Genomic DNA, 25,696 nt, shown 5'->3' with positions numbered 1-25,696 from the left:
CGCTACCGGGGCCGACCGACTTCGTAGGTGCCGTCGTTGTCGGTGAACGTGACCGTGACCTGACGTTTGGTGCCGTCGATGCTGACTTCGCAGGTGAACGTGTCGCCCTGGCGGACGGTCGGGTTCACGCCGTTGTTGCAGCTGACGTTACTGACGTTCTGGGCACCGTAGCCGTTGGTCTCGTCGGTCAGGATCTGCTGCACGCCGGTCTCCGCGGAGTCGATGTCCAGCTTGGTGGTGACGAAGAAGCCCGGGGTCCAGAAGCCGAGCACCAGCACCACCGCCACCACGATCGCGACGAAAACGCCGACCACACCGCCGATCACCGCCAGCGACCGCTTGGAGCCGTCCTCCGATCCGGGTGCGGGATAGCCGCCGCCGGGATACTGCCCGTATTGGCCGGGCTGCTGACCGAACTGACCGGGTTGCTGGCCGTACTGGCCCGGCTGCTGCCCGTATCCCGGTGGCTGTCCGTACTGCTGGCCGTACGCACCGGGCTGCCCGTACTGGCCCGGCGGCGGGTAACCGCCCGAGTAGTCGGGCTGCTGCTGCCCGTACTGCTCGGCGCCGGGGTACTGCTGCGGCGGATAGGCCGGGGGCTGCTGGTACTGCGGGTACTGCTGCGGCGTATAGGCCGGCGGCTGCCACTGGTCGGAACCGGGGGCCTGCTCCGAACCGCTCGGCGGCTGCCAGCCCTGGTTCGCGGCCTCGCCGGTCGGCTGGTCAGCGCCCTGCTCGGGCTGCTGGCCCTGCCACGGCTGAGTGGGGTCAGATCCCTGCGGTCCGCTCATGTCTCTCCTCGGTCCTCCCGGCGATGTGCTGTCGGTACGGCTTGCCGGCACCCCACCCTACCCGGCGTCAACAGCTACGACGCCGCGCCGAACGTCGTTGATCGCGCGTTTCGCGGTGGCCCGCAGCGCGGGCGAGGGCGCCGCGTTGCGGACCTGATCGGCCAAGTCCAGTACCTGTCGGCACCATCTCACGAAATCGCCCGCCGGCATGGATGTCCCGTTCCCCGCCGTGTCGCTGGCGGCGAGCGTGGCGGCCAGGTCGCCGGTGCTGGCCCAGCGGTAGACGGCCGTGACGAATCCGTCGTCGGGTTCGCGGCTCTGGGGCAGGCGGTGACGTTGTTCGTCGGTGCGCAGTTCGGACCACAGCCGTCTGGTCTGGTTCAGCGCGCGGCGCAGCGCGCCGGTCGGGATGTCCGCACCGTCGGGCGCGCTGTAGGCGTCGCGACGGGATTCGTAGAGCACCGACGACAGCGCGGCGGCCAGTTCGGCGGCGTCGAGCCCCTCCCACACCCCGGCGCGCAAGCACTCGGCGACGAGCAGATCGCTCTCGCTGTAGATCCGGGCGAGCAGCCGCCCGTCGTCGGTGACCGCAGGAGAAGCAGCGGCGGTGTCAGGCACTTCGGCGGCCCCGTGGTCCCCCGGTTGTCCCGGGGCTTCATGGCCGCGGGGAGCTTCGGTGTTGTCGGTGATGTAGCCGCGCTCGGTGAGCAGCACCACGATGCGGTCGAAGGTGTTGGCAAGTGAGTTGGTGGCCGCCGCGATCTTGGTGCGCAGCTGCTCGTTGTCCCGCTCGATGCGCAGATACCGTTCGGCGAGGCGCGCTTTGTCCTCACGGTCGGGCATGCTGTGTGCCCGGTGTGCCCGCATGCGGTCGCGCAGTGCGGCCAGCTCGGGGTCGATGTCGGGCTCGGCCGGGGACCCACCCCGGTGCCGCGAAGACGGACGTTGCAAACCGGCCGCAGCCGATCGCAGCGCCGCGGCCAGATCCCGGCGCGCCTTGGGATTGCGGTGCTCGACGCGTTTGGGAAGTGTCATGGTGCCCAGCGGTTTTCCGCCTCCGGGGTAGTCCGCCGACGAGATACGACCGGCCCAGCGGTGCTCGGTCAGCACCAGCGGGCGGGGGTCGTCGCCTTCTCGGGCACGCTCGAGCACCACCGCCACCCCGATCCGCCGTCCGTGCGTGATCGCGATGATGTCGCCGCGGCGCAGCGCGGTCAGCGCGTCGTTGGCGGCCTGCCGACGCTGCAGACGCGACGCGCGCGACTGCGCCCGCTCGCGCGCCGTGATCTGTGCGCGTAGCCGAACGTAATCCAGGATCGCCGAGTCGGTGCCGCCGAGCTGGGCGCCCAGGTCGGCCAGCATGCGCTCGCCACGCTGCAGCCCGCGAACCACCGACACCACCGACCGATCGGCCTGGTACTGCGCAAACGACCGCTCCAACAGCTCGTGGGCCTGCTCGGGGCCCATCTGGTTCACCAGGTTGATCGTCATGTTGTAGGTGGGGGCGAAGGAGCTGCGCAGCGGGAATGTGCGTGTCGATGCCAGCCCGGCGACCTCGGCGGGATCGGCGGCGCTGTCGTTGGGATTCCACAGCACGACCGCGTGTCCCTCGACGTCGATGCCGCGTCGGCCGGCCCGACCGGTCAGCTGGGTGTACTCCCCCGGTGTCAGCGGCAGGTGCTGTTCGCCGTTGTACTTCACCAGCCTCTCGAGCACGACCGTGCGGGCAGGCATGTTGATGCCCAGCGCCAGCGTCTCGGTGGCGAACACCGCCTTCACCAGGCCGGCGGTGAACAGTTCCTCGACCGTGTGGCGGAACGTCGGCAACATCCCGGCGTGGTGCGCGGCCAGGCCGCGCAGCAGGCCTTCGCGCCACTGGTGGAAATCGAGCACCACCAGGTCGGCGTCGTTGAGGTCTGCGGTGCGGCGATCGACGATCTCGGCGATCCGTTTGCGCTCGTCGTCGGTGGTCAGCCGCAGCGGTGACCGCAGGCACTGCTTGACCGCGGCGTCGCAGCCCACCCGCGAGAAGATGAACGTGATGGCCGGCAGCAGACCGGCCTCGTCGAGTACCCCGATCACCTCGGGACGGCTCGGCACCCGGTACAGGCCGGGTCGCCCCGGTCGCCCACGTCCGCGGGGTTGCCAGTCGGCCAGCCGTTCGGCTTCGCGCCGGTGGGCGATGTGGCGCAACAGCTCGGGATCGACCAGCAGGTCACGCCCACCCTTCGCCGCGGTGGCGGCGCGGTAGTCGAACAGATCGAGCAAGCGTCGCCCGACCATCACGTGCTGCCACAGCGGCACCGGGCGGTGTTCGTCGACGACGACGGTGGTGTCGCCGCGCACCGTCTGGATCCAGCCGCCGAACTCCTCGGCGTTGCTGACCGTCGCCGACAGGCTGACCAGGCGCACGTCGTCGGGCAGGTGCAGGATGACCTCCTCCCACACCGCGCCGCGCATACGGTCGGCCAGGAAGTGCACCTCGTCCATCACCACGTGGGAAAGCCCTTGCAGCGCCGGGGAATCGGCGTAGAGCATATTGCGCAGCACTTCGGTGGTCATCACCACGACGTCGGCGTCTCCGTTGATGGCCTGATCTCCGGTGAGCAGGCCGATGCGCTGAGCGCCGTAGCGGCGCACCAGATCGCTGTGCTTCTGGTTGCTCAGCGCCTTGATCGGCGTGGTGTAGAAGCATTTGCGTCCGGCGGCCAGCGCCAGATGCACCGCGAACTCTCCGACCACGGTCTTGCCTGCACCGGTCGGCGCGCACACCAGCACCCCGTGCCCCTGGGCCAGCGCCTCGCAGGCGCGCCGTTGAAACGGGTCCAGCGCGAACGGCAGTTGCGCGGTGAAGTCGGCGAGATCGACAGGTCCCTCGCCGCCGTCAGGTTGCTTGATCATCGAAGTCATCGACCGCGAGTCGCGACGGTGTGGGCACGGCCGACGGCGCCTCGATCGTCTCCGCCGCGCCGATCGGGGCCGCTTCGTCGTCGGGCACCGTGGCCAGCGCGGCTCGCTTCGCCTTGCGTTTGTCGCTGAACCGCGCGACCTGGATCGCCACCTCCAGCAGCAGCGTCAGCGCCAGCGCGAGCGCCAGCATGGAGAACGGGTCGGAGCCGGGGGTGAAGAACGCGGCGAAGACGAACAGGCCCATGATCAGGCCCCGCCGCCACGCCTTGAGTCGCTCGTAGGGCAGCACCCCCACGAGGTTGAGCATGATGATCAGCAACGGGAACTCGAAGCTGAAGCCGAACACCAACAGCAGGTTGATCAAGAAGCCGAAATACTGGTCACCGGACAGCGCGGTGACCTGCACGTCACTGCCGACGGTCAGCAAGAAGCCCAGCGCCGTAGCCAGCACCGTGTACGCCAGCACTGCGCCCGCCATGAACAAGGCGGCGCCGACAGCGACGAAGACGACCGCGAACCGCCGCTCCTTGGCGTACAACCCCGGGGTGATGAACGCCCACAGCTGGTAGAGCCACACCGGACAGGCCAGCACGATGCCCGCGGTCAGACCGACCTTCAGCCGCAGCATGAACTGGTCGAACGGGGACGTGGCGAGCAGTCGGCAGGCGCCGTCGGAGGTGATGTCGGCGCGCGCGGACTCTGGCAGTTCGCAGTACGGGCCACGTAGCCAGTCGCCGAGGCTCGGCATCCCGAAGACCCCGTGGCTGTACCACAGGAAGCCCAGAATGGTCGTCACGACGACAGCGAACGCCGAGATCAGAAGTCGGCCGCGCAGTTCGGTGAGGTGCTCGACCAGCGACATGGTGCCGTCGGGGTTGACCCGGGACCGGCGCCGCCGCGGGTCGATCTTCTTGAAAACTCCAGGTATCTGCACGGCTGCCTAGATGGTGCTCAGGCGCTCCGCACGAGACGTGAACTCACCCCGCGGGCACACTGGCCGCGGGGTGAGAGTCGACCCGTCAGGCTGAGCGCTTGTCCGACGACGACTCGGTGGACGCCTGCGCGGCGCCGCCGGACATGTCGCCGGCGTCCGAGACCCGCTCCGACGTGATCTGCGTCGGCTGATCCGACTTGCCCGACTGGGAATCTGCCTGCATCTCCTTGATCTCGGACTTGAAGATGCGCATCGACTTACCCAGCGACCGCGCCGCGTCCGGGAGCTTCTTGGCACCGAACAGCAACACGAACACGGCGATCACGATGACCCAGTGCCAGGGTTGCAAACCACCCAATTTGGTTACCTCCAGACGTCTGCGCCGAGTCTACTCGCCAGAGGCCGGCACGCCGACCCGATAGGCGTCCAGAGCTGCCGAAGCCGCCTCCCGGACCCGTTCGGCCAGCTGCGGCGGGTCGAGCACCTGCACCGCTGAACCGAAGCCGAGAACGAATCGCGCCATCCACTGATCGGCGGCGTAGGTCATCGCGGCCTCGCAGGATCCGTCGTCGAATTCGCGCAGCACCCGCAGCGGGTAGTAGTCGAACATCCACGACGCCGACCGCTCCACCCGCAGCGTGGCCACTGGCAACGTCGGATCGGCGGTGTCCGGGTCGAACAGCGACGTGTCGGGGCCCTCCTGCACCGCGGGGGGCGGCGGAACGGACGGCTCCTCGAGCACCCGAGCGTCGACGATCCGGTCGAAGCGGAACAACCGGACCCCCTCGGCCGAACGGCACCAGGCCTCCAGGTAGCTGTGATCACCGACCAGCACCACCCGGATCGGGTCGACGACTCGGCTGGACAGCATGTCGTGAGAGGCGGAGTAGTACTCGAGCGCCAGCGCGCGGTCGGTGCGCACCGCGGTACGCACCGCGGCGGCGGCGTCGCTCTCCGCCGTTGCGGGCTCGTCGACGGCGGCCCCGTCCTGGCCGTGGCCGGCGCGACCGGCCGCGGACTCGATCTTGGCGATCGCGCTGCGCGCGGCCTCAGGATCGACCATGCCGGGCACGTCGACCAGCGCACGCAGGGCCACCAGCACCCCGGTCGCCTCAGGCGAGGTCAGCCGCAGCGGATGGTCGATGCCTGCGGTGAAGGTGACCTCGATGGTGTCGCCGGAGAACTCGAAGTCGATCAGGTCACCCGGTCCGTAACCGGGCAACCCGCACATCCACAGCTGGTTGAGATCTTCGCGGAGCTGTTTGACGCTGACCCCGAGGTCGGTGGCCGCCTCGGTGTAGGTGATCCGCGGGTTGGCCTGGAAGTAGGGCACCATGTTCAGCAGCCGCACCAGCCGCGCCGAGGTTGCCGTCATGCGCTGACCTCGCGATCGGTGTCGGCGTGCGCCCGCAGCCGGGCCAGCACGTCCTCACGGAGCGTCGCAGGCTCCAGTGCCACCGCGTCGGCACCGTAGCTGGCCACCTCGCGGGCCAGCCGGTCGAACATCCCGATGTCGAGGGTGATCTCGTCACCGGCCCGTCCCCCCAGGGTTTTGGGCCCGATCACCGTGCCCTGTCTGCGTAGTGCTGTCGCGCGGCCCTCGGCCACCCATACCCGTGCCTCCCCGGTGCTCGGCCAGTCCCCGACGACCCGTGCCACGAGTTCGCGCAGGTTCACGTCCTCGGGCGGGTGCACCGAGCCGGATGCCCCGACCGCGGTGATTTCCGCGCCGATGCGCGAGAGCCGGAAGGTGCGCACCGCCTCGCGGTCCCGGTCGTGTCCGACGAGGTACCACCGGCCCCGATCGGTGACCACACCCCAGGGTTCCACCGTGCGGGTCACATAGGGCTCGCTGCGTGCCGCGCGGTGCGGAAACTGCACCGCCTGACCGGAGTCGACGGCGGCCAGCAGAATGCCCAGCACCTCCTCGGAGCCGCGCAGCCCGGGCAGCGCGGCCGTGGAGGTGATCGCGATGTCGTCCTCGACGGAATCGATATCGGCACCGGCGGCCCGGAGCTTCAACAACGCACCTTGGGTCGCGGTGATCAGCTCCGGGGATTCCCACAGCCGGGTCGCCACCGCGACGGCGGCGGCCTCGTCGGCGGTCAGATCCACCGCGGGCAGGGCGTACGCGTCGCGGTTGATCCGATAGCCCTCCGTCGGGTCGGTCGAGGACACCCGCCCGGTCTCCAGCGGGATGCCCAGGTCACGCAGTTCGTTCTTGTCGCGTTCGAACATCCGAGAGAAGGCCTCGTCGCTTCCGTCACCGGAGTATCCGAGCACGGTCTCGCGGATCCGGTCGGCGGTGATGAAGGTGCGCGCCGACAACAGCGCGATGACGAGATTCATCAACCGTTCGACTTTGGAGATCCCCACGCCCTAGAGCTTAAGGCGCGGCGGGGGTGCCGCCCGACGGCACGGCGGCGAGCCGCCAAGAACTCACGGCGGCGAGCCGCCCAAAACTCACGGCGGCGAGCCGCCCAAAGAACAACGGCGGCGAGCCGCCCGTGATCCGGCGCGGCGAGCCTGACAGGATCGGCGCCATGGGAACCCGGTGGCAGAGCTCCGACGCCCCGCGCGGGCAGGATTACGACGCCCGCTGGGAACGGCTGGCCGCCAGCGGTGTCGGCGTGCACGGTGAAGCCGATCTGATCGAGTCGCTGCTGCGCGAGACGGGCGGCTCGACCGTGCTCGACGCGGGGTGCGGCACCGGGCGGGTCGCCATCGAACTGGCCGCCCGCGGATTCGCGGTGGTGGGACTCGACGCCGACCCGGCGATGCTGGCGGCCGCCCGGTCCAAGGCACCCGATCTGCGCTGGGTAGAGGCCGACCTCGTCGACACCGGCGATCACCTCAGCGAGGCCTTCGACCTGGTCGCGCTACCCGGCAACGTGATGATCTTCCTCGACCGCGGCACCGAGCCTGACGTCGTCGGCCAACTGGCGGCGCGCCTGCGGCCCGGGGGTCTACTGGTCGCCGGATTCCAGCTGCAGACCGGTCGGCTGACACTCGATCGCTACGACGAGATCACCGTTGCGGCGGGCCTGCAACTGGTCGACCGATGGGCAACGTGGGACCGGGAGCCGTTTCACGGCGGTGACTATGCCGTTTCGGTGCACCGCCGCCCGGCATGATCACATGCTGGCGATGAGGCGCTTGACGCGCTCGTCGACCGACCGGAACGGGTCCTTGCACAAGACCGTTCGCTGCGCCTGATCGTTGAGCTTGAGGTGCACCCAGTCGACGGTGAAGTCGCGACCGGCTTCCTGGGCGGCGCTGATGAACTCACCACGCAGCTTGGCGCGGGTGGTCTGCGGCGGGGTGTCCACCGCGGCCTCGATCTCCTCGTCGGTGGTGATGCGCGCCGCCAATCCTTTGCGCTGCAACAGGTCGAACACCCCACGCCCACGCTTGATGTCGTGGTAGGCCAAATCGAGCTGGCTGATCTTGGGGTCGGACAGCTCCATGTTGTAGCGGTCCTGGTAGCGCTGGAACAGCTTGCGCTTGATGACCCAGTCGATCTCGGTGTCGACCTTGGCGAAGTCCTGACTCTCGACGGCGTCGAGCTGGCGTCCCCACAGGTCGACGACCTGGTTGATCTGCGCGTTGGGTTCGCGGGTCTGCAGATACTCGACGGCGCGGGCGTAGTACTCGCGCTGGATGTCCAGCGCGCTGGCCTGTCGGCCGCCGGCCAGCCGCACCGGGCGTCGACCGGTCAGATCGTGGCTGACCTCGCGGATCGCCCGGATCGGGTTGTCCAGTGAGAAGTCTCGGAACGCCACGCCGGCTTCGATCATCTCCAGCACCAACGATGCCGAACCCACCTTGAGCATGGTGGTCGACTCGCTCATGTTGGAGTCGCCGACGATGACGTGCAGCCTGCGGTATTTCTCGGCGTCGGCGTGCGGCTCGTCGCGGGTGTTGATGATGGGGCGCGAGCGGGTGGTGGCGCTCGACACACCCTCCCAGATGTGCTCGGCCCGTTGGGACAGGCAGAAGGTCGCCGCCTTGGGGGTTTGCAGCACCTTGCCTGCGCCGCAGATCAACTGGCGGGTCACCAGGAACGGCAGCAAGACGTCGGAGATCCGGGAGAACTCGCCCGCCCGGACGATCAGGTAGTTCTCGTGGCAGCCGTAGGAGTTACCCGCCGAGTCGGTGTTGTTCTTGAACAGGTAGATGTCGCCGCCGATGCCCTCGTCGGCCAAGCGCTGTTCGGCGTCGATCAACAGGTCTTCGAGCACCCGTTCCCCGGCGCGGTCATGGGTGACCAGCTGGCTGAGGTTGTCGCACTCGGCGGTGGCGTATTCGGGGTGGCTGCCCACATCGAGGTACAGGCGCGCACCGTTGCGGAGGAAGACGTTGCTGCTGCGTCCCCACGACACCACCCGCCGGAACAGGTAGCGGGCGACCTCGTCGGGACTCAGCCGGCGATGGCCGTGGAACGTGCAGGTGACACCGAACTCTGTCTCGATGCCCATGATTCGTCGCTGCACCTCATCGAGACTACTTGCTGCCCGACCGGCGTGGTGGCCGGACCACGCCCAAGACCCTGTGGATAACCGGATCGGGGGCGCGCCGGGATCTGTCAGCATGAGCCATGGGGGAAATCGCCAGGGTCGATCTGGAGCAACTGCGCAGCCTTGCCGACCGCGTCACTGCGGCGGCCGGTGACGTCACCGAACTGCGACCAACCGCGCTGGGCGACGGATTGATCGGCTCGGCAGCGGCCGCCGCCGTGGCTGGACAACCGCTCAGCGACCGGATCGCCGAAGCGGCGGCGGGACTGCGCGGCTGGGCCCAGGCGGCCCGGCAGTCAGCCGATGCACTCGAGCAAGCCGACCGCGCCCACACCGGTCGATTCCCTGTGCGGTGACTCCCCTGTCGGTCTCGCAAGCGCGGGCGTGGCGGCCGGCGGCCTTGTGCGAGCTCGCTGAGGGATGGGACGCGCTGGCCACCGCGCTGGCCCGGCATGCGGAGCGGTTCAGCGCCGATGTCGAGCGCAGCCGGGACTGGTGGCGCGGCGCAGCGGCCGATGCGGCCCGGGCGGACGCGCCACGCGCCGTCTCGACGATCACCGCGCTGGCCCGCGCGCTGGTGTCGGCGGCGGTGGCCGCCCGCGACGGTGCCGAACAGCTGGGCCTGGCACGCTCGGATGTTCTGGCCGGCGTCGAGGAAGCCCGGGCCGAGGGATTCGCCGTGGCCGATGACGCCGCGGTGACCATCGCCGCAGGCCCGGCTCCGCTGATGGTCCTGCTCGCCGGCGGCGACGATGCCGTGGCGGAGACGCTGCTGGCGGCCCGCGCCAGGGAATGGGAACGCCGAATCGGCGAGTGCCTCGAGCGACTCGGCGCCGCCGATGCCGACGCTGCCGCCGACATCGCCGACGCGTTCGCCGACAACAACCCCGCTCCGGCTGCCACGGTGCCCGCTGCAGTCGGGCCCGGACCGGTGGCGGGCTGGCCCACCATGAGCCAGGACCGCATCGCCGAACAGATCGCCGCGATGAGCCCGCAACAGCGTGACCGTCTGATCGCCGAATTTCCCCTGCAGGTGGGCAACACCGACGGGGTGCCGTGGCCGATGAGAGTGGCGGCCAACCGGATCAACATCGCCTCGGCAATCCTGACCGAGACCGGCGCCGACGCCGACTCCCGGCGTCGGGTGGCGCTGTATCGCGGTCTGCTCGGCGAGATCGATGACCCGTCGGGACGGCACGGCCGCATCGAGCGGCAGATCCTGGCCTTCGACCCGGTCCGCGCGTCGCTGGTCGAACTCAACGGCGACCTCGCAGCCGCCCGGAGCGTCGCGGTGCTGGTGCCCGGGGTGAACACCCGCATCGAGGATTCGGCGGCCAACACCGTCACCGCACGCCGTTTCGTGACCGCCACCAGCGGGGACGCGGCCGTCATCACGTATCTGGGCGGCCCGTTCCCGCAGGTGCGCGACCCGCTCGACGTCGTCACCGAGGCCGCTGATGCGCGCTACGCGCTGGACATGGCGCCACGGCTGGTGGCGTTCAGCGAGGACGTGGACCGGGTGGTCGGCGACGGGGTGCCGGTGACCGTGATCGGCCATTCCTACGGCGGTTCCATCGTCGGTACCGCCGAGACGCAGGGTCTGACGTCGGATCGCACCCTATTTCTGGCCGCCGCCGGAGCCGGGGTGGGCGTCGACGATCCCGGGGACTGGCACAACCGCAATCCCGCTGTGCTGCGGTTCTCCATGACCGCGCCGGGTGATTTCATCGAGGCGGTTCAGGGCATCCCCGGCGGTCCGCACGGCGCTGATCCCGACGAGATGCCGTCCGTGGTGCGGTTGACCACCGGCAGCTACGACGACGGAGGACGCGTGGCAGGCTGGCCGGCGCACAGCGGAATGCTGAATCGGCCTTCGGATGCGTGGCGCACGATCCTGGCCGTCATCACCGGTGACTCGTCGGCGCTGCACCGGGCACACGTCGGAACCGCGTCGTGAATTCGCCACTCACCCGCGTGCGATCCAGCCGAGCCGACGGCTGATCTCGTCGGCCGCGGCGATCGTCAGCTTCGCGACCTCTTCGAAGCGGTCCACGCCCAGCCGATAGGTGGGGCCGGAAACGCTCAGCGCCGCCACCACCTGCGAGTGGACGTCGTGGACCGGAGCGGCGACGGCGTTGAGACCGACCTCGAGTTCCTCGCTCACGCTTGCCCAGCCACGTTCCCGCACCGAGGCGAGTTCGCTCTGCAGCTGAGAGATGCTGGTGACGGTGGTGTCGGTGAACGACTCGAAACCGCCGTCGAGCCTGGCCTGCACCTCGCTGGCATCCAGGCCGGACAGCAGCGCCTTGCCGCTGGAGGTTGCGTAGGCCGGGCAGCTCTGGCCGACCCAGGTGCGCAACGTGATCTCGGCGGGGCCGATCGCCTCCACGATGTTGACGATGCGGTTCTCGTCCAGGACGGCCAGGTTGGCGGTCTCGCCGACGTCGACGCTCAGGCTGTCGCAGATGTCCTGGCTCACCTTGACCAGGTTCAGGTGCGCACCGCTGGCGCGGGCCAGTCGGGTGATCGCGAAGCCGATGCGGTACTTGCCCCGTTCGGACACCTGCTCGACGAAACCGCGCGCTTCGAGCACTGCGACCAGCCGTGACACCGTCGATTTGTGTACTCCGAGCTCGGCGGCAATCTCCGTCACCCCGGCGTTCCCCAACTCGGCGAGGATGTCGAGCACCTGCAGCGCGCGGTCGACGGACTGCACTGCGGCGGGAGCATCGCCCTGGCGCTGGTTGTCCTGACGCTTCGGCATTGCCCACGCAGCCTATACGCCCGCCGGGTCCGACGTGCGGACCTGCGCTACGCCGGGCCCGCGAGCCGCGCGAGCACCCAGTGGTGGAACTCGGCGATGTGATGCTCGGCGGGAACCAGCACTCCGCCCTGCCGGTAGGCTTTCGACGACATCGCCGGCTGGGTGCGCTCGCACGCGTCGAAGTCCTGGACGTTGACCCGGTGGAACAGTTCCACCGACCGCGAGATGTCATGACCCGCCTGGAGTACCTCGGGAGCGTAGAGCCAGTCGCATTCCACGACGGTGCGGTCCGCAGCCAGGGGGTACATCCGGTGAAAGATGATGTGGTCGGGCACCAGGTTGACGAACACCGTCGGGCGGATCGTGACTGCGTAGTAGCGGCGGTCCTGTTCTGGCGTCAGTCCGGGCAGTGTCGCGAACCCCGACGAACCGTCGACAGTGAAACCGTCGATGCCCGAGCCGAACTCGGCGCCGCGACCCACGTAGGACTGGGCGGCCATTCCCCGGGCGAACTCGGGGAGGACCTCGACGAGCTCTGGGTGGATCGCTGAGCAGTGGTAGCACTCCATGAAGTTCTCGACAATGAGCTTCCAGTTGGCCGCAACGTCATAGGTGATACGCCGGCCCAGGGTCAGCTCCGCGATGCCGTAGCGGTCGATGGCGCGGCGGTCGCCGAGCCGGTGGGTGACGTCACCGATGACATCGTCGGCGAACGGTGGCGGCTCCTCGGCCAGGCACACCCAGGCATAGCCGAGCCACTCGGTCAGCGCCACGGGAACCAGTCCGTAGCGATAGCGATCGATCGGGGCTCCTGCGTCGTCGGTCAGGGTGCCGAGGTTCGGTGCGGCGACGAGCTTGCCGTCCAGCCCGTAGGTCCACGCGTGGTAGGGGCAGCGCAGCGTGCGCTTGACCTGTCCCTGCTCCTCGGTGCACAGCTGCGCACCGCGGTGTCGGCACACGTTCAGAAAAGCCCTGAGCACGCCGTCACGGCCTCGGACCAGGAGCACACTCTCCCGTCCGACCTGGACCCTGCGGAACTGGCCGGGGGCGTCGAGTTCGGCCGCGCGCGCGGCACACACCCACATCTGCTCGAAGATGCGGGTCTGCTCGTCCGCGAACACCGCCTCGCTGGTGTAGTAGGTGCCGCCCAGTGTGGTCAGCAGCGCCGACTGTGGCGGTGTTTCTTCGGCGATGGTCATGTCGTCACCAGCCTGCTCGGGTCGAACAACGAGATCGGGTGGTCGGTGGCGCCGTCGATGGCCAGATCCGCGAGGATCTCCCCCACCACGGGGACGAACTTGAAACCGTGGCCGGAGAAGCCGCATGCCACGATCAAATGCGTGCACTCGGGGTGGCGGGCGATCACGAAATGCTGGTCGGGCGTGTTGGAGTACATGCATGTCGCCGAATGCAGGCAGGGCCCGTCCAGGTCGGGCAGCAGTTGTCCGACCCGCTCGCGCATCTCGTCGATCTCGTGGGGGTAGACGGTGCGGTCGATGGTCTCGGGCGTGCACTCGACACCCTTGCGGAAGAAGGCGACCTTGACTCCTCCTCGTGGGCCGTCGATCGCCGGGAAGCCGTAGATCTGCATCCCCGAGTCGTTTTCGTCGATGAAGATCGGGTGATCGGTGAACGAGGACGTTCCGCGCACCGGGTCGAGCCAGTAGAGCACCTGACGCTCGATGGTGATCGGCACCCCGAAGTCGGCCAGCAGTTGCGGCGCCCACGCACCCGGGCAGATCATCAGCTGCCCGGCGGTATAGGCGCCCTGGCCGGTGCGCACCGTCACGCCACCGGCGGTTTCGGCCCACTCGAGCACCTGCTCACCGAATTGCAGTGTGGCCCCCGCATTCTCAGCGAGCGCGAGGTGAGCGGCGACAGTCAGTTCCGGACGGGCGAAGCCGGCCTTGGCTTCGTAGAGCGCGACGTCGCCGTCGTTGGGGGTGAAATTCGGGAACCGGGAGCGGATCTCGCGGGCGTCGAGCACCTGGTGGGCCAGGCCCCACTGTCGACTGGCGCGCAGACTGCCTGCCACGGTGACACAGTCTGGCGGACCGAGGAAGAGTCCACCGGTCAGCCGGTAGACGTCGCGGCCGCTGTCTCGGGCCAACGCCTCCCACAGCTCATAGGCACGCAGAAGCAGCGGCACATATGCCGGATCCTCGAAGTACGACTGCCGGATGATGCGGGAACCACCGTGGCTGGACCCCTTGTCGTGAGCGGGAGTGAACCGCTCCAGACCGAGCACACGTTGACCGCGTGCGGCCAGATGGTACGCGGCGGCGCTTCCCATACCGCCCAGCCCGATGACGATGACGTCGTAGGCCGAATTCTGTTGATTCATCGCCGTCTACCTCTTGATTCGGGCCATTTCCGGGTCGACCACCGGTTCGCTGGACACCACAGCGGAGTGCGTGTCGCCGCGATAGTCGACGGTGACGGCGTCGCCGATACCCACGTCGGCGGGCAGCCAGGCGTAGGCGACGGTTCGCCCCAGCATCGGCGAGTGTCCGGCGCTGGTCACGTACCCGATGCAGGCGCCGTCAGCGAACACCGGCTCTTTGCCCAGCACGGTGGCGTCGGGATCGTCGAAAACGATGCTGCGCAGCATCGATGAGGGAGGCGGTGCGTGGTTCAGTGCGGCCCTTCCGACGAAGTCGACCGCCTTCTCCATCCGCACCGCGAACCCGAGACCCGCCGCGGCAGGAGTGTGCTCGACGGTCATGTCGGTGCCCCAGCTGCGGTAGCCCTTTTCGATCCGCAGGCTGTCGAAGGCGATCCGGCCGGCGGGGATGATTCCGTGGTCCCGGCCCGCCTCGGCGAGCAGGTCCCACAACGCCGCGCCGTACTCAGCCCCGGCGTAGATCTCCCAACCCAGTTCCCCCACGTAGGAGACCCGCATCAGTGTGACCGGGATGGCACCGAGGTGGGTGCGCACAGCGCGAAAGTAGCGCAACGCCGTGTTCGAGAGGTCGTCGGGACACAGCGGCGCCACCACGTCGCGCGCCGCCGGCCCCCACACACCCACACAGCAGGTACCGCCGGTGACGTCGCGAAGCACCACGTCGGCCGGCTTGTGCCGGCAGAGCCAGTCGAAGTCCAGCGGCGAGTTCGCCCCGACCTGGAAGACATCGCGGGCCAGCCGCGCGACGGTGAGATCGCTTCGGATGCCGCCTCGTTCGTCCAGGAGCAGGGTGTAGGTCACCGAGCCTGTGCTCTTGTCCACGTTGTTGGTGGTCAACTGCTGCAGGAAGGTCAGTGCACCCGGTCCGGCGACCTCGTAGCGGGTCAGCGGCGTCATGTCGTACATCGCGACATGGGTACGGGTCCAGTGCGCCTCGGCGACCGAGATCGGTGACCAGAATCGCGCGGCCCATTCGTCACGGTCGGGAAGATGGAGCCCTTCGTCGGCAAGCCGTTGCATCAGTGCGGCATTCACGTCATACCAGGCCGGGCGCTCCCAACCACCGCCCTCGTAGAAGAACGCTCCCGACTGGACCTGGCGGGCGTGGAACGGGCTGGTGCGCAGTCCGCGCAATGCACTGCGATGCTGGTGCGGATGGATGATGTCGTAGACCTCGACGAAGGCCTGCGAACTGGTCTGCGCAATGAACTTCGGGCTGCGGGCGACGTCCTCGAACCGGTAGAGGTCACACTCGTGGACGTCGATCGACGGCGTGCCGTTGACGATCCATTCCGCGGCCGCCTTCGCCACCCCGGCGGAGTGGGTGACCCATACCGCCTCGACGACCCAGAACCCGCTCAGTTCGCGGTGCTCACCCATGATCGAATGGCCGTCGGGAGTAAAGGAGAAGACGCCGTTGAAGGCCTCCTCGATCTTCGAATCACTCAGTGTTGGAAGGAGTTCGACCGCGGACTTCCAGGCCGGCGCGAAGTCCTCTTCGGTGAAGGGCAGCATCGACGGCATGGCCTCGTCGGCGGTGTCTGCCAACAAGGTGGACATGTCGACCGGCATCGGCTTGTGACTGTAGGAGCCGATACCGAGACGGTCGACATGCTCGCGGAAGTAGAGATCCCGATCCTGGTGCCGCAGAATCGGCAGCCCCGCCTCGGTGTACTCGGAGTTCCGGCCCACCAAGTCGGCGACCTGGCCGGTGCGGGCGTACTGATGGGCCATCGGCACCAGCGGCAGCACGAGCCCCACCTGGCGGGCGATCTGCGCTCCCCAGAATCCGGCCGCGCACACCACGATGTCGGCGTCGAGCACCCCGTCGGCGGTGCGGACACCGGTGACCCGCCCGCCGGACTCGAGGACACCCAGGACTTCGGTATGCGGTCGCAGGGTCGCACCGCGGGCCTCGGCCCGCCGCGCTTGCGCCTCGGCGGCGCGCAGTGCCTTGGCCAACCCGTCATGCGGGGTGTGGAAACCGCCGAGGATGCGATCACGGTCGATCAACGGGTGCAGTGCGACGCATTCTGCGGGGTCGAGCAGTCGTCCTTCGATGCCCCAGGACTGCGCCCAGCCGGCCTTGCGGTGCAGGTCAGCCCAGCGCTCCGGCGTCGTGGCGACCTCGAGCCCACCGACCTGGTTGAACGCCCAGCCGCCCGGGTGCTCGAGGCTGTTGAACTTCTCGACGGTGTAGCGCGCGAATGCGGTCATGGTCTTCGACGCATTGGTCTGGAACACGAGGCCGGGCGCATGCGAGGTGGATCCCCCTGTCGCGAACATCGGTCCACGGTCCACGACCGTGACGTCGGTGTAGCCACGCGCGGTGAGCTCATCGGCCAGTGAGGTGCCGACGATGCCGGCACCGATCACGACGATTTTGGGGATTTTGGGCATGGGCCACCCGCTCCGGTTCACCAGTGAATGTTCAGAATGTTGCGTATAACGCAACCTGATGCGTTATGCGCAACATCATCCACCCTGCGTTCGGTGCACGCAAGACGGACACGCCTGGAGAAATGCTGTGAGCGTCACCGCGCGACCTGACACCGTCGATCGACGATCACCGACAGCGCGAGCCCTGCGGGGCAGTGGTCACATCGCGTGGAGTGTTCAACTCGCGCGACGTGTGGAGTGTTCACGTCGCGCGACGTAAGGCCATTGCCAGGGTGCCGCCGGTGAAGCGGTGCCCTCGACCACACCGCCAGTTCGCTACGACTACGTCTTGGCCATCCGCGGAACTCGAGGGCTGCCCTGGGGACAGATCGGCCGCGTCGTCGAGATCACCGACCAGCACCTGCACCCCGGCGGCAGCAAGGGTGCAGTGCACTTAGTTCTCGGCGCCGTCAGTCTCCGGAACGGCTTCGGGCAGAAGCGCTTCCAGAGCCGAGCCGGTGATGCGACGAAATGCGCGCCGCGGCCGGTTCACATCGAGGATCGCGACCTCGAGGGTGGACGGGCCCAGAGTGCGCGGCTCGCTGCCGTTTCCGCCGGCGGTCAACGCGTTGACCGCGATGCCCATCGCGTCACCCAGCGACGCGTTCTCCGTATAGGTCTCGTTGAGCGCGGTCGAGATCGGCTCGGTGGTACCGCCCATGACGACGAAATGCGGCTCGTCGGCGATCGATCCGTCGTAGGTGATGCGGTACAGCTCCGGTGGTTTCGATTCTCCGAAGTGAGCGACCTCGGCCACACACAACTCCACCTCGTACGGCTTGGCCTGCTCGGTGAAGATCGTGCCCAGCGTCTGGGCGTACACGTTGGCCAACTGGCGGCCGGTGACGTCGCGCCGCGAATACGCGTAGCCCTGCGTGTCGGCGAACCGGATTCCGCCGCTGCGTAGATTGTTGAACTCGTTGAAACGACCCACGGCGGCGAATCCGACGCGGTCGTACAGTTCGCTGACCTTCTGCAGCGAGCGGGACGGGTTCTCCGCGACGAACAACACGCCGTCGGCGTAGGCCAGGGCGATCACGCTGCGGCCGCGGGCGATGCCTTTGCGTGCGAGCTCGGAACGCTCGCGCATCGCCTGCTCGGGCGAGATGAAATAGGGGAAGCTCACGAATCTCCTCGCGCGTCTGCGGCACGGTGAGCGTCAGGGCCGAACGTGTCGGCCCGCGAACGACTGTCGATGATGGTCTGGCACACGGCGGCGATCTGCTGCTCGTCGACGACGGAAGCCCCGTCGGCGCCGACCAGTACCGCGGTCGGGAAGATGCCGCGCACCAGGTCGGGCCCGCCGGTTGCGGAGTCGTCGTCGGCGGCGTCGTAGAGCGCCTCGATCGCTACCCGCAGGGCCGAGTCGGCGTCGCTGACCTGCGAGTACAGCTTCTTCATCGAGGACTTCGCGAAGATCGACCCCGATCCGACGGATTGGTAGCCCTCCTCCTCGAAGTTCCACCCGCCGGCGGCATCGAAGGACACGATGCGTCCCGCACCTTCCGGGTTGGGGTCGTCGTTGTCGTAACCGGCCAGCAGCGGCAGCGCGATGAAGCCCTGCAGCGCGGCGCCGAGGTTGCCGCGGACCATGGTGGCCAGCCGGTTCACCTTGCCCGGGAACGTCAGCGCGACCCCTTCGAGCTTCTCGTAGTGCTCGAGTTCCACGGCGTACAGGCGCGCGAACTCCACCGCGATGGCTGCCGTGCCGGCGATGCCGGTCACCGTGTAGTCGTCGGTGATGTACACCTTCTGCACGTCCCGGCTGGCGATCATGTGGCCCTGGGTGGCTCGGCGGTCACCGGCCATCACCACACCACCCGGGTATTTCAGCGCGACGATCGTGGTGCCGTGCGGCGCGACGTCGGTGGGCACACCCGCGGACGCCGGGTTACCCGACGGCAGCAGGTGGGGAGCTTGGGCGCGCAGGAAATCTGAGAACGACGACAGGTTCACGCCGCCGTGTGAAAAACCCTGCGGTAGGGCATTCCCGATTCCCGATCCAGCTCCGGATAGCGGGGACAGAGGGGCCGATTGTTCACGATTCGGCCAGGTCACTGTCCACCCTTCTGGACGTATGCACGCACAAAGTCCTCAGCATTCTCCTCCAGGACGTCATCGATCTCGTCCAGCAGGTCGTCGGTGTCCTCGGCCAGCTTCTCACGGCGCTCCTGCCCGGCGCCCGTGCTGCCGGAGAGGTCGTCGTCGTCGCCGCCTCCACCGCCACGCTTGGTCTGCTCCTGAGCCATCGCTGCCTCCTGCTATGTCTCCCTGCCCAGTGCGGGCGTCCGGCCGTCGTCCTGCCGGTCACCCCACACTACCGGTCGCCACCGTCATTGCCGGGGATAGCTCGATCAGGTCGTCAACTGCTCGACGAGCTCGACAGCGCTGTCGACGGACTCCAGCAGAGCCCCGACGTGGGCCTTGCTGCCCCGCAGCGGCTCCAGCGTCGGGATGCGGACCAGCGAGTCCCCGCCCAGGTCGAAGATCACCGAGTCCCAGCTGGCCGCGGCGATGTCGGCGCCGAAGCGGCGCAGGCACTCTCCGCGGAAGTAGGCGCGGGTGTCGGTCGGCGGGTTGTCCACCGCGTCGAGGACCTGCTGTTCGGTGACCAGTCGCTGCATCGAACCCCGCGCGACGAGCCTGTTGTACAGGCCCTTGTCCAGCCGCACGTCCGAGTACTGCAGGTCGACCAGATGGAGCCGGGGCGCGGACCACCCGAGGTTCTCCCGCTGCCGGAAACCCTCGAGAAGTCGCAGCTTGGCCGGCCAGTCGAGTAGATCGGCGCACTCCATCGGGTCCCGCTCGAGCAGGTCCAGCACGTGTGCCCACGTCTCCAGCACGTGGTTGGCCCGGGGATCGGGGTCGCGGCTGTCGACAAGTTTGGCGACCCGGTCCAGGTAGATCCGTTGCAGCGCGAGACCGGTCAATTCCCGGCCGTCGGCCAGCGCCACCGTGGCGCGCAGCGACGGGTCGCGCGAGAGCACGTGCACTGCATGCACCGGCCGAGCCAGCGCCAGATCGGACAGGTCCGCCCCGATCGACGGCCCCTCCTCGATCAGGTCGAGAACCAGCGAGGTGGTGCCGAGCTTCAGGTAGGTCGACGTCTCCGACAGGTTCGCGTCACCGATGATGACGTGCAACCGCCGGTACTTGTCGGCATCGGCGTGCGGTTCGTCGCGGGTGTTGATGATGCCGCGTTTGAGCGTGGTCTCCAGGCCGACCTCGACCTCGATGTAGTCGGCACGCTGGGAGAGCTGGAAGCCCGGTTCGTCACCTGACGGCCCGATCCCCACCCGACCCGAGCCGGTCACCACCTGCCGGGACACCAGGAACGGCGTCAGCCCGGCGATCACCGCCGAGAACGGGGTCTGACGGCTCATCAGGTAGTTCTCGTGCGACCCGTAGGAGGCGCCCTTGTTGTCGATGTTGTTCTTGTAGAGCTGCAGCTTCGCAGCCCCGGGGACGCTGGCGACATGACGTGCGGCCGCCTCCATCACCCGCTCCCCCGCTTTGTCCCAGATCACCGCATCCATCGGGTCGGTGCACTCGGGCGCTGAGTACTCGGGATGCGCATGGTCGACGTAGAGCCGGGCACCGTTGGTGAGGATCATGTTGGCGGCGCCGACCTCGTCGGCGTCGACCACCGGTGGCGGTCCAGAGGAGCGGCTGAGGTCGAACCCGCGAGCGTCACGCAGCGGCGATTCGACCTCGTAGTCCCACCGGGTCCGCTTGGCCCGCTGGAGCCCGGCCGCCGCCGCATAGGCAAGGACAGCCTGGGTGGACGTCAGGATCGGATTCGCGGTCGGGTCGGACGGCGAGGAAATGCCGTACTCGACCTCCGTTCCGATGATCCGTTGCATACCAACCAGGGTAGACATGGGCCATAACGCAGTGGCAGGTGGCCACTGTGCTCACGCCGGTCAATACCGCCATTGCACCGGATGCCGTGATGAGATTGACCCACCATGATCACCACCGATCAGCGCGAGTCGGCCGAACGCTGGTTCCTCGAGCGCGGTCTCCCGTACGTGCTGCGTCCGGGCGTGCTGGTCCGGAGGGTCTGGCTGCGCTCCGCGCCGGCTCTGGCCGCGTTCGGCGTGATGATGTTGTTCTCGATCATCGTGGTCGCAGTGACCGGCAAGCACACCATCGACATCGACGGCAGCCCCACCCGCGCCGAGTGGTTCGTGCTCGCCGTCGTGGTCGTCGTCGTGCCGGTGGCCTCGGTCGCCGGGTGGTTGGTGTCCCGCATCTCCGACTCCGGGTTGAGGGCCGCGACAGTGGTGGTGTCGCTCGCACTGGCGGCGCTGGGGGCGATCTTCGGCGGACCCAGTCCCCACGTCCTGGTGGACGCGATCACCGAGGCGATCGTCATCGCGGCGATCCTGCTGTGCACCGCGTCGGGCGTCGGCGCCGTGTTGGGGTGGGCGGTGCGCATCATGCTGACCAACCTCGCCTCGATCGGCGACCTGTTCGTGCGGGCGCTGCCGGTCCTGTTGCTGACCATGCTCGTCTTCTTCAATGGGCCGGCCTGGAAGATGGCGGCCACGGTGACGCGGGGCCGGCTGTGGCTGGCCCTGCTGTTCCTCGTCCTGATCGCCGCATCGTTCCTGCTGTCGGGAACAATGGGTCAGGTCAGGCCCATCCTCGCCCCGGAGGCCAAGCGACCCGAGCATGCGCAGATGTTGGTGGGCACGCCGTTCGAGCAGTTGCCCGACCGGCCGCGACGTAAACCACTGTCGAAGGCCGAACGGATCAACGTCGTGTTCGTGCTGGCACTGTCGCAATTCGTGCGAGTGCTCACCGTCGCGCTGTCGACCGGGCTGATCTTCCTGGTGTTCGGGCTGATACTGATCAGCCCGAACCTGCTGATCGAACTGACCGGGCAGGGCCGCTTCGACGGCGAGATCCTGACCATGACGCTGCCGATTCCGCAGGCCCTGATCCAGATGGTGATGTTCCTGACCGCCCTGACGTTCATGTACCTGGCGGCGCGGGCGGTCGGCGACAAGGAGTACCGCGCGCAGTATCTCGATCCGCTCGTCGAGGAGTTGCTGCTGACCCTGGTGGCGCGGGACCGCTACCGGACCGCGACCGCGACCGCGACATGATCGAGTCGGCGCCGAACGCCGCAGCGGTGCACGAGTGGTTCCTGCACCGCGGGCTGCCGTTGGTACTCACCCGGCGGGTCCGGTCGCGGCAGTTGATCGCCCGTTCGGCGCCGGTCGTGGCCGGAGTCGGAGCACTGGTGGTGCTGACCATGCTGCTCGCCGACTGGACCAGCGCCGAACCGGATGTCGGCTATCTGGTGCGCTTGGCGGCCATCGCGGCGGTGCTGGCCGCCGCCCCCTCAGGGCTGCACGCGCTGCACCAGCGCGGGACCGCCGCTTCCGAAGCCGGCAGACGCACCGGCGCACTGCTGGTGATGGGCATGTTCGTGCTGGTGGTGCCCATCGTGTCGGAGGGTTGGTCGGCGGACGCGCTGGCCGAAGTACCGGTTTTCCTGGCCGTGTCGCTGGTGGCGATCTGGCTGACCTACGTCGGCTTCGGTTCGATCGCGTTGTGGGCGTTTCGGTTCGCCTGGGTTCAGCTCGGCGCACTGGGTACTCTGATGAGCCGGGCGCTACCGCTGCTGATGCTGACCGTCGTCGTGTACTTCACCGGCGAGCTCTGGCAGCTGTCAGCCCGAATGAGCCGCGAAAGACTCTGGCAGACAATCGGTTTCCTGAGCATCGTGGCCCTGCTGTTCATGATCGCCACAATTCGCGACGAAGTCGCCGAGCTGCGCAGGGACAGGTCCGAACACACCGACCCGGCCGCGCTGCTGGTCGGCACACCGCTGCAGAGCGCCTGTGCGACACCACCGGCGCGGACCGCGCTGTCGTTGGGCGAGCAGTTCAACGTCGTCGCGGTCATGGTCGTCGCCCAGGCCATCCAGGTCGTGTTGTTCACCGCGGGCCTGTTCGCGTTCTTCCTTGCGCTCGGCATGATCGCGATCCCCGACGAGGTCACCGTGCTGTGGTCGGCGGAACCGTCCTGCGCTGTCGGCGAACCGCCCTGTGCCGGCACGTGGTTCGGGATCAACATCCCGATCCCCCAGACGGTCGTGCACACCTCGCTGTTCGTCGCGGTGCTGTCGGGTCTGTACTTCACGGTCAGTACCAGCGTCGACCCGCTGTACCGGCAGCGCTTCTTCGACCCGCTGATTGCCGACGTCGCGGTGAGCTTGGCGGGCAGGGATGCCTATCTTGCGCTGGAGCGCAACTGATCCGCGCGTCCGTCGTGCAACAGCATGTGCCGCGCCGCCTCGGTACGCGACGACACACCGAGCTTGCGATAGGCGCGATAGAGGTGATTGGCCACGGTCTTCGCGCTCAGGTGCAACCGCTTCGCGATCTGCTGGTTGGTCAAGCCCTCGGCGACCTCGTCGAGGATGCGGCGTTCGGCGTCGGTGAGTTCGTCGAGCGGCGCACGGTCGTCGGCCTTCACCTGGGCGGCCCACGGCGACGCACCGATCCGCCGGAAGCCGTACAGCGCCTCGGTACGGCTACGGTCGCGAGCCGCCGGGTCGGTGCAGACGCGCGCCTTGTCCATCAGCGCGCGCGAACGGTCGAAGGCGTCGATCTCCGGATCGAAGATCGACACCGCCTCGTCGAGCAGGCACCCGGCGCGTTCCGGTTCGCTGTCCGCACACAGCAGCGCGCGGGCACGTCGGGCAGTCGCCCGGGTCCAGCGGCTGACACCGGAGGCGGCGGCGACAGTCTCCAGGTGCTCGACGAGGGGAACGGCGTCGTCGTGGCGCCCCCTCCGGGAGTAGACCTCGACCAGGTCCACGTGCCACCTGGCCACCTGCGGTGCCAGTAATCCACCGGCCTGCTCGAACGCCCAGCACTCCCCCAGCTTGGCGATCACGTCGTCGTCGCGGCGTTCGGTCAACGCGGTCAAGCCCGCGTTGGCCAGCAGGAAGTAGCGTGCGCCGAACGTCGACTGCCGATCCGAGATCGTGAATCCGAGATCGAGATCGGCCTGCGCGGCCTGGTCGTCACCGCGGACCGCCGCGACGCGAGCTCGCAACCCGAGCCAGAACGGCGCGAACGCGCGCTGCCCGGTTCCCATGCACAACGCCACAGCTTCGTCCAGGCACACCAACGCGTCGTCGAACCGGGATGCCCGAATGTGGTTCTCCCCCAGTGCCCCATAGGCCATCGCAAGCGAGGCACGCGCCCCCTCGGCCCGCAGGGAGCCGATCAACCGGGTCAGAGCCGTGGTCGCTTCGGCATAGCGTTCGGCGATGGCCATCGCGCGTCCGACATGCAAACCGACCAGTGGGTCGTGGCGGATGGCGGCGACCAGATCGAGCGGCTCGAGCGAGTCGACGAACTCTCCGGCGCGGCCCTCATCCCTGGCGCTGGCGGCGTGCGCGAGGACGACGCGCGCAACATCGGCCTCGACCGAGCCGGGCCGGGTGTGCGCGACCGCCGCCTCGGCGGATTCGATGATCTGCTGCACCAATCCGAGCATTCCGAGCGGGATGGCCATGCGGGCCTCCACCACGCCGACCTGATCCGGTGCCGCCACCGCGACGCACTCCATGAGTCGCTGCTGGGCGGCCGCGGGTGCACCGTCGACGGCTTCCAGCGTGGCCAGGGTGAGCGTGGCGGCAACGTGGAGATCGGCCCAGCGCTCCTCGGCCAGAACAGCTTCGAGACGGTACCGGGCGGCCTGGGCGTCCCCGGCGGCACCGAGCAACTCGGCGGCCTCGAGCAACAGGTGACCTCGGCGGGCGTCACTTCCAGTCATCTGCGCCGCATGGTCGAGCATGCGGGCGGCCGATTCGATTCCGCGACCAGCGCGCATCCGGGCCGCGGCTTGCACCAGCGATTCGGCCAGATCCTCGTCCGGCCCAACCGTCCCTCGAGCCCGATGCGCCAGTTTCACCTCGGCCGAAAGGGCCGCAGAGTCGGCGAATTCGAGGTGTAGTTGCCGTCGTCGATGCTCGGTCATGCTTCCGATCACGGCGCTGCGCAACAGCGGGTGGTGCAGCGTGAGCCGACCGTGGGACAGCTCAGCCAGGCCGAGGTTCTCGAGCTCTTCGAGCGCTGTCTCCGGGTCGACCAGTGCGGACGACTCGATGCACGACCAGGAGTCGTCGGACGACAGGGCGATACGGTCCAGCAGCTCGCGTGCGCCGCTGCCCGGTGGGGGGAGATAGCGGGTGAATGCTGCGGCGAGGTCGCCGAGGAGCGGGATTTCGTCGGGAAGCGGCTGCTTACCGGCGAGTTGTTCGCGCGACAGCGCGTGGGGCAGTTGCGCCAACGCCAGCGGGTTCCCGGCGGCAAGGTCGATCAGCCGCGAGGCCACCCCCGGCGCGATCGGTTCGACACCGGTCGATTCGAGCACCGCCGCCGCATCGGCGGGATCGAGACCGCCGAGTTCCTCGACCACGAAGCCCTCGGCGAAAGCGTGCACCGACGGCACCCGGCGTCCGGTGACCACCACCAGCACCCCGCTCATGACCGCACGGCGGAGGGCCAGGTTCAGTGCGGTGCGACTGGCGGGGTCCGCCGCGTGGACGTCGTCGACCAGGAGTGCAGCGCCGTGCGCCGTCTCGAATCCCTCGCACAACACTTCGGCGGCGTGCATCGGGTCGAGGTCACCGGCCCTCATCCGCGCCCGGATCGGCTGCGGCCAGCCGGTCGCGATGTCGACGGCGGTGGACAGCGCGGCCGCGGCGTCACCACCCCGACAGGTCACCGTGCGGGCCGCAGTACCGATGTGCTCGGCGAGCCAGGAAAGCATGGTCGTCTTTCCCATGCCGGGATCACCGACCACGACGACGACCTGGCCGCCGCCGTGCTCAGCCCGGCGCCATGCGCGCGCGAGCCGCTCGCCGAGCTCACGCCGCCATGTCAAACCCGCCATTGGCAGGCAGGC

Annotated in this window: 21 protein-coding genes; 5 read left to right on the top strand and 16 right to left on the bottom strand. The window is 68.5% G+C overall.

The features are described from left to right. Positions 1-2 precede the first annotated feature (2 nt). The 6 genes from ACEWX3_RS13425 to ACEWX3_RS13400 form a co-directional block, all read right to left on the bottom strand. Entirely contained in the window at positions 3-791 is a 789-nt protein-coding gene (locus tag ACEWX3_RS13425) for a DUF4333 domain-containing protein (protein WP_374159663.1), read from the bottom strand. A gap of 57 nt (positions 792-848) precedes the next feature. Beyond that, a complete protein-coding gene (locus tag ACEWX3_RS13420) occupies positions 849-3,692 on the bottom strand; it encodes an RNA helicase (protein ID WP_207064696.1) in 2,844 nt (947 codons plus the stop codon). After that, positions 3,676-4,635, bottom strand: a complete 960-nt coding sequence (tatC, locus tag ACEWX3_RS13415) for a twin-arginine translocase subunit TatC (RefSeq protein WP_207064697.1) — start codon at positions 4,633-4,635, stop codon at positions 3,676-3,678. Before tatC ends, ACEWX3_RS13420 begins: the two co-directional genes overlap by 17 nt. A gap of 85 nt (positions 4,636-4,720) precedes the next feature. Then, positions 4,721-4,993, bottom strand: a complete 273-nt coding sequence (gene tatA, locus ACEWX3_RS13410; protein WP_374159662.1) for a Sec-independent protein translocase subunit TatA — start codon at positions 4,991-4,993, stop codon at positions 4,721-4,723. 30 nt (positions 4,994-5,023) lie between these two features. After that, positions 5,024-6,010 carry a helix-turn-helix transcriptional regulator gene (locus tag ACEWX3_RS13405; RefSeq protein ID WP_374159661.1) on the bottom strand — a complete coding sequence of 329 codons (987 nt, stop codon included), beginning with the start codon at positions 6,008-6,010 and terminating at the stop codon, positions 5,024-5,026. Then, the gene (locus tag ACEWX3_RS13400) at positions 6,007-7,011 is read right to left on the bottom strand and encodes a helix-turn-helix transcriptional regulator (RefSeq protein WP_374159660.1); all 1,005 of its coding nucleotides are present in this window, start codon (positions 7,009-7,011) and stop codon (positions 6,007-6,009) included. Before ACEWX3_RS13400 ends, ACEWX3_RS13405 begins: the two co-directional genes overlap by 4 nt. 167 nt (positions 7,012-7,178) lie before the next feature. Here ACEWX3_RS13400 and ACEWX3_RS13395 point away from each other — a divergent pair, with 167 nt between their 5' ends. Continuing rightward, a complete protein-coding gene (locus tag ACEWX3_RS13395) occupies positions 7,179-7,769 on the top strand; it encodes a class I SAM-dependent methyltransferase (RefSeq protein ID WP_207064701.1) in 591 nt (196 codons plus the stop codon). Here ACEWX3_RS13395 and pafA read toward each other — a convergent pair whose 3' ends face one another. After that, positions 7,770-9,128 carry a Pup--protein ligase gene (gene pafA / locus ACEWX3_RS13390; RefSeq protein WP_152517540.1) on the bottom strand — a complete coding sequence of 453 codons (1,359 nt, stop codon included), beginning with the start codon at positions 9,126-9,128 and terminating at the stop codon, positions 7,770-7,772. Positions 9,129-9,232: 104 nt separating this feature from the next. Here pafA and ACEWX3_RS13385 point away from each other — a divergent pair, with 104 nt between their 5' ends. Both ACEWX3_RS13385 and ACEWX3_RS13380 read left to right on the top strand, forming a co-directional pair. Continuing rightward, the gene (locus ACEWX3_RS13385) at positions 9,233-9,508 is read left to right on the top strand and encodes a hypothetical protein (RefSeq protein ID WP_207064702.1); all 276 of its coding nucleotides are present in this window, start codon (positions 9,233-9,235) and stop codon (positions 9,506-9,508) included. Next, a complete protein-coding gene (locus ACEWX3_RS13380; RefSeq protein ID WP_374159659.1) occupies positions 9,505-11,109 on the top strand; it encodes an alpha/beta hydrolase in 1,605 nt (534 codons plus the stop codon). The genes ACEWX3_RS13385 and ACEWX3_RS13380 overlap by 4 nt, the downstream gene beginning before the upstream one ends. A 9-nt stretch (positions 11,110-11,118) precedes the next feature. Here the strand turns inward: ACEWX3_RS13380 and ACEWX3_RS13375 are convergent, their stop codons facing one another. The 8 genes from ACEWX3_RS13375 to dop form a co-directional block, all read right to left on the bottom strand. Beyond that, complete coding sequence (locus tag ACEWX3_RS13375; protein WP_374159658.1) at positions 11,119-11,916, bottom strand: IclR family transcriptional regulator; 798 nt, start codon at positions 11,914-11,916, stop codon at positions 11,119-11,121. 47 nt (positions 11,917-11,963) lie between these two features. Beyond that, positions 11,964-13,115 carry an aromatic ring-hydroxylating dioxygenase subunit alpha gene (locus tag ACEWX3_RS13370; protein WP_374159657.1) on the bottom strand — a complete coding sequence of 384 codons (1,152 nt, stop codon included), beginning with the start codon at positions 13,113-13,115 and terminating at the stop codon, positions 11,964-11,966. Further along, complete coding sequence (gene solA, locus ACEWX3_RS13365) at positions 13,112-14,260, bottom strand: N-methyl-L-tryptophan oxidase (protein WP_374159656.1); 1,149 nt, start codon at positions 14,258-14,260, stop codon at positions 13,112-13,114. The genes ACEWX3_RS13370 and solA overlap by 4 nt, the downstream gene beginning before the upstream one ends. A gap of 6 nt (positions 14,261-14,266) precedes the next feature. Beyond that, positions 14,267-16,720 carry an FAD-dependent oxidoreductase gene (locus tag ACEWX3_RS13360; protein ID WP_374159655.1) on the bottom strand — a complete coding sequence of 818 codons (2,454 nt, stop codon included), beginning with the start codon at positions 16,718-16,720 and terminating at the stop codon, positions 14,267-14,269. Between the two features lie 433 nt (positions 16,721-17,153). Beyond that, positions 17,154-17,885: a proteasome subunit alpha gene (prcA, locus tag ACEWX3_RS13355; RefSeq protein ID WP_221358755.1), complete on the bottom strand. Its 732-nt coding sequence runs from the start codon at positions 17,883-17,885 to the stop codon at positions 17,154-17,156. Then, entirely contained in the window at positions 17,882-18,817 is a 936-nt protein-coding gene (prcB, locus tag ACEWX3_RS13350) for a proteasome subunit beta (protein ID WP_207064709.1), read from the bottom strand. Before prcB ends, prcA begins: the two co-directional genes overlap by 4 nt. Next, a complete protein-coding gene (locus tag ACEWX3_RS13345) occupies positions 18,814-19,008 on the bottom strand; it encodes a ubiquitin-like protein Pup (RefSeq protein WP_152517549.1) in 195 nt (64 codons plus the stop codon). The genes prcB and ACEWX3_RS13345 overlap by 4 nt, the downstream gene beginning before the upstream one ends. Positions 19,009-19,113: 105 nt before the next feature. Beyond that, positions 19,114-20,622, bottom strand: a complete 1,509-nt coding sequence (dop, locus tag ACEWX3_RS13340) for a depupylase/deamidase Dop (RefSeq protein WP_207064710.1) — start codon at positions 20,620-20,622, stop codon at positions 19,114-19,116. 105 nt (positions 20,623-20,727) lie between these two features. Here dop and ACEWX3_RS13335 point away from each other — a divergent pair, with 105 nt between their 5' ends. Together ACEWX3_RS13335 and ACEWX3_RS13330 are read left to right on the top strand one after the other, a co-directional pair. After that, positions 20,728-21,873, top strand: coding sequence for a hypothetical protein (locus ACEWX3_RS13335; RefSeq protein WP_207064711.1), 1,146 nt, complete (start codon positions 20,728-20,730; stop codon positions 21,871-21,873). Then, positions 21,870-23,030, top strand: coding sequence for a hypothetical protein (locus tag ACEWX3_RS13330; RefSeq protein ID WP_207064712.1), 1,161 nt, complete (start codon positions 21,870-21,872; stop codon positions 23,028-23,030). Before ACEWX3_RS13335 ends, ACEWX3_RS13330 begins: the two co-directional genes overlap by 4 nt. Here ACEWX3_RS13330 and ACEWX3_RS13325 read toward each other — a convergent pair. Further along, a complete protein-coding gene (locus tag ACEWX3_RS13325) occupies positions 23,006-25,684 on the bottom strand; it encodes a LuxR C-terminal-related transcriptional regulator (RefSeq protein ID WP_374159654.1) in 2,679 nt (892 codons plus the stop codon). The genes ACEWX3_RS13330 and ACEWX3_RS13325 overlap by 25 nt on opposite strands. Positions 25,685-25,696 lie beyond the last annotated feature (12 nt).

It is taken from the genome of Mycobacterium sp. G7A2, assembly GCF_041902445.1.
Lineage (GTDB): Bacteria > Actinomycetota > Actinomycetes > Mycobacteriales > Mycobacteriaceae > Mycobacterium.
The sequence above is the reverse complement of the archived record's forward strand: the minus strand, read 5'-3'. Positions and strand labels throughout refer to the sequence as shown.

What these genes read in the sequence shown, in the direction of transcription:
- ACEWX3_RS13425 (WP_374159663.1), bottom strand. Translation starts at nt 791, where the DNA reads ATGAGCGGACCGCAGGGATCTGACCCCACTCAGCCGTGGCAGGGCCAG.
- ACEWX3_RS13420 (WP_207064696.1), bottom strand. Translation starts at nt 3,692, where the DNA reads ATGATCAAGCAACCTGACGGCGGCGAGGGACCTGTCGATCTCGCCGAC.
- ACEWX3_RS13405 (WP_374159661.1), bottom strand. Translation starts at nt 6,010, where the DNA reads ATGACGGCAACCTCGGCGCGGCTGGTGCGGCTGCTGAACATGGTGCCC.
- ACEWX3_RS13395 (WP_207064701.1), top strand. Translation starts at nt 7,179, where the DNA reads ATGGGAACCCGGTGGCAGAGCTCCGACGCCCCGCGCGGGCAGGATTAC.
- ACEWX3_RS13385 (WP_207064702.1), top strand. Translation starts at nt 9,233, where the DNA reads ATGGGGGAAATCGCCAGGGTCGATCTGGAGCAACTGCGCAGCCTTGCC.
- ACEWX3_RS13375 (WP_374159658.1), bottom strand. Translation starts at nt 11,916, where the DNA reads ATGCCGAAGCGTCAGGACAACCAGCGCCAGGGCGATGCTCCCGCCGCA.
- ACEWX3_RS13370 (WP_374159657.1), bottom strand. Translation starts at nt 13,115, where the DNA reads ATGACCATCGCCGAAGAAACACCGCCACAGTCGGCGCTGCTGACCACA.
- solA (WP_374159656.1), bottom strand. Translation starts at nt 14,260, where the DNA reads ATGAATCAACAGAATTCGGCCTACGACGTCATCGTCATCGGGCTGGGC.
- ACEWX3_RS13360 (WP_374159655.1), bottom strand. Translation starts at nt 16,720, where the DNA reads ATGCCCAAAATCCCCAAAATCGTCGTGATCGGTGCCGGCATCGTCGGC.
- ACEWX3_RS13345 (WP_152517549.1), bottom strand. Translation starts at nt 19,008, where the DNA reads ATGGCTCAGGAGCAGACCAAGCGTGGCGGTGGAGGCGGCGACGACGAC.
- dop (WP_207064710.1), bottom strand. Translation starts at nt 20,622, where the DNA reads ATGCAACGGATCATCGGAACGGAGGTCGAGTACGGCATTTCCTCGCCG.
- ACEWX3_RS13335 (WP_207064711.1), top strand. Translation starts at nt 20,728, where the DNA reads ATGATCACCACCGATCAGCGCGAGTCGGCCGAACGCTGGTTCCTCGAG.
- ACEWX3_RS13330 (WP_207064712.1), top strand. Translation starts at nt 21,870, where the DNA reads ATGATCGAGTCGGCGCCGAACGCCGCAGCGGTGCACGAGTGGTTCCTG.
- ACEWX3_RS13325 (WP_374159654.1), bottom strand. Translation starts at nt 25,684, where the DNA reads ATGGCGGGTTTGACATGGCGGCGTGAGCTCGGCGAGCGGCTCGCGCGC.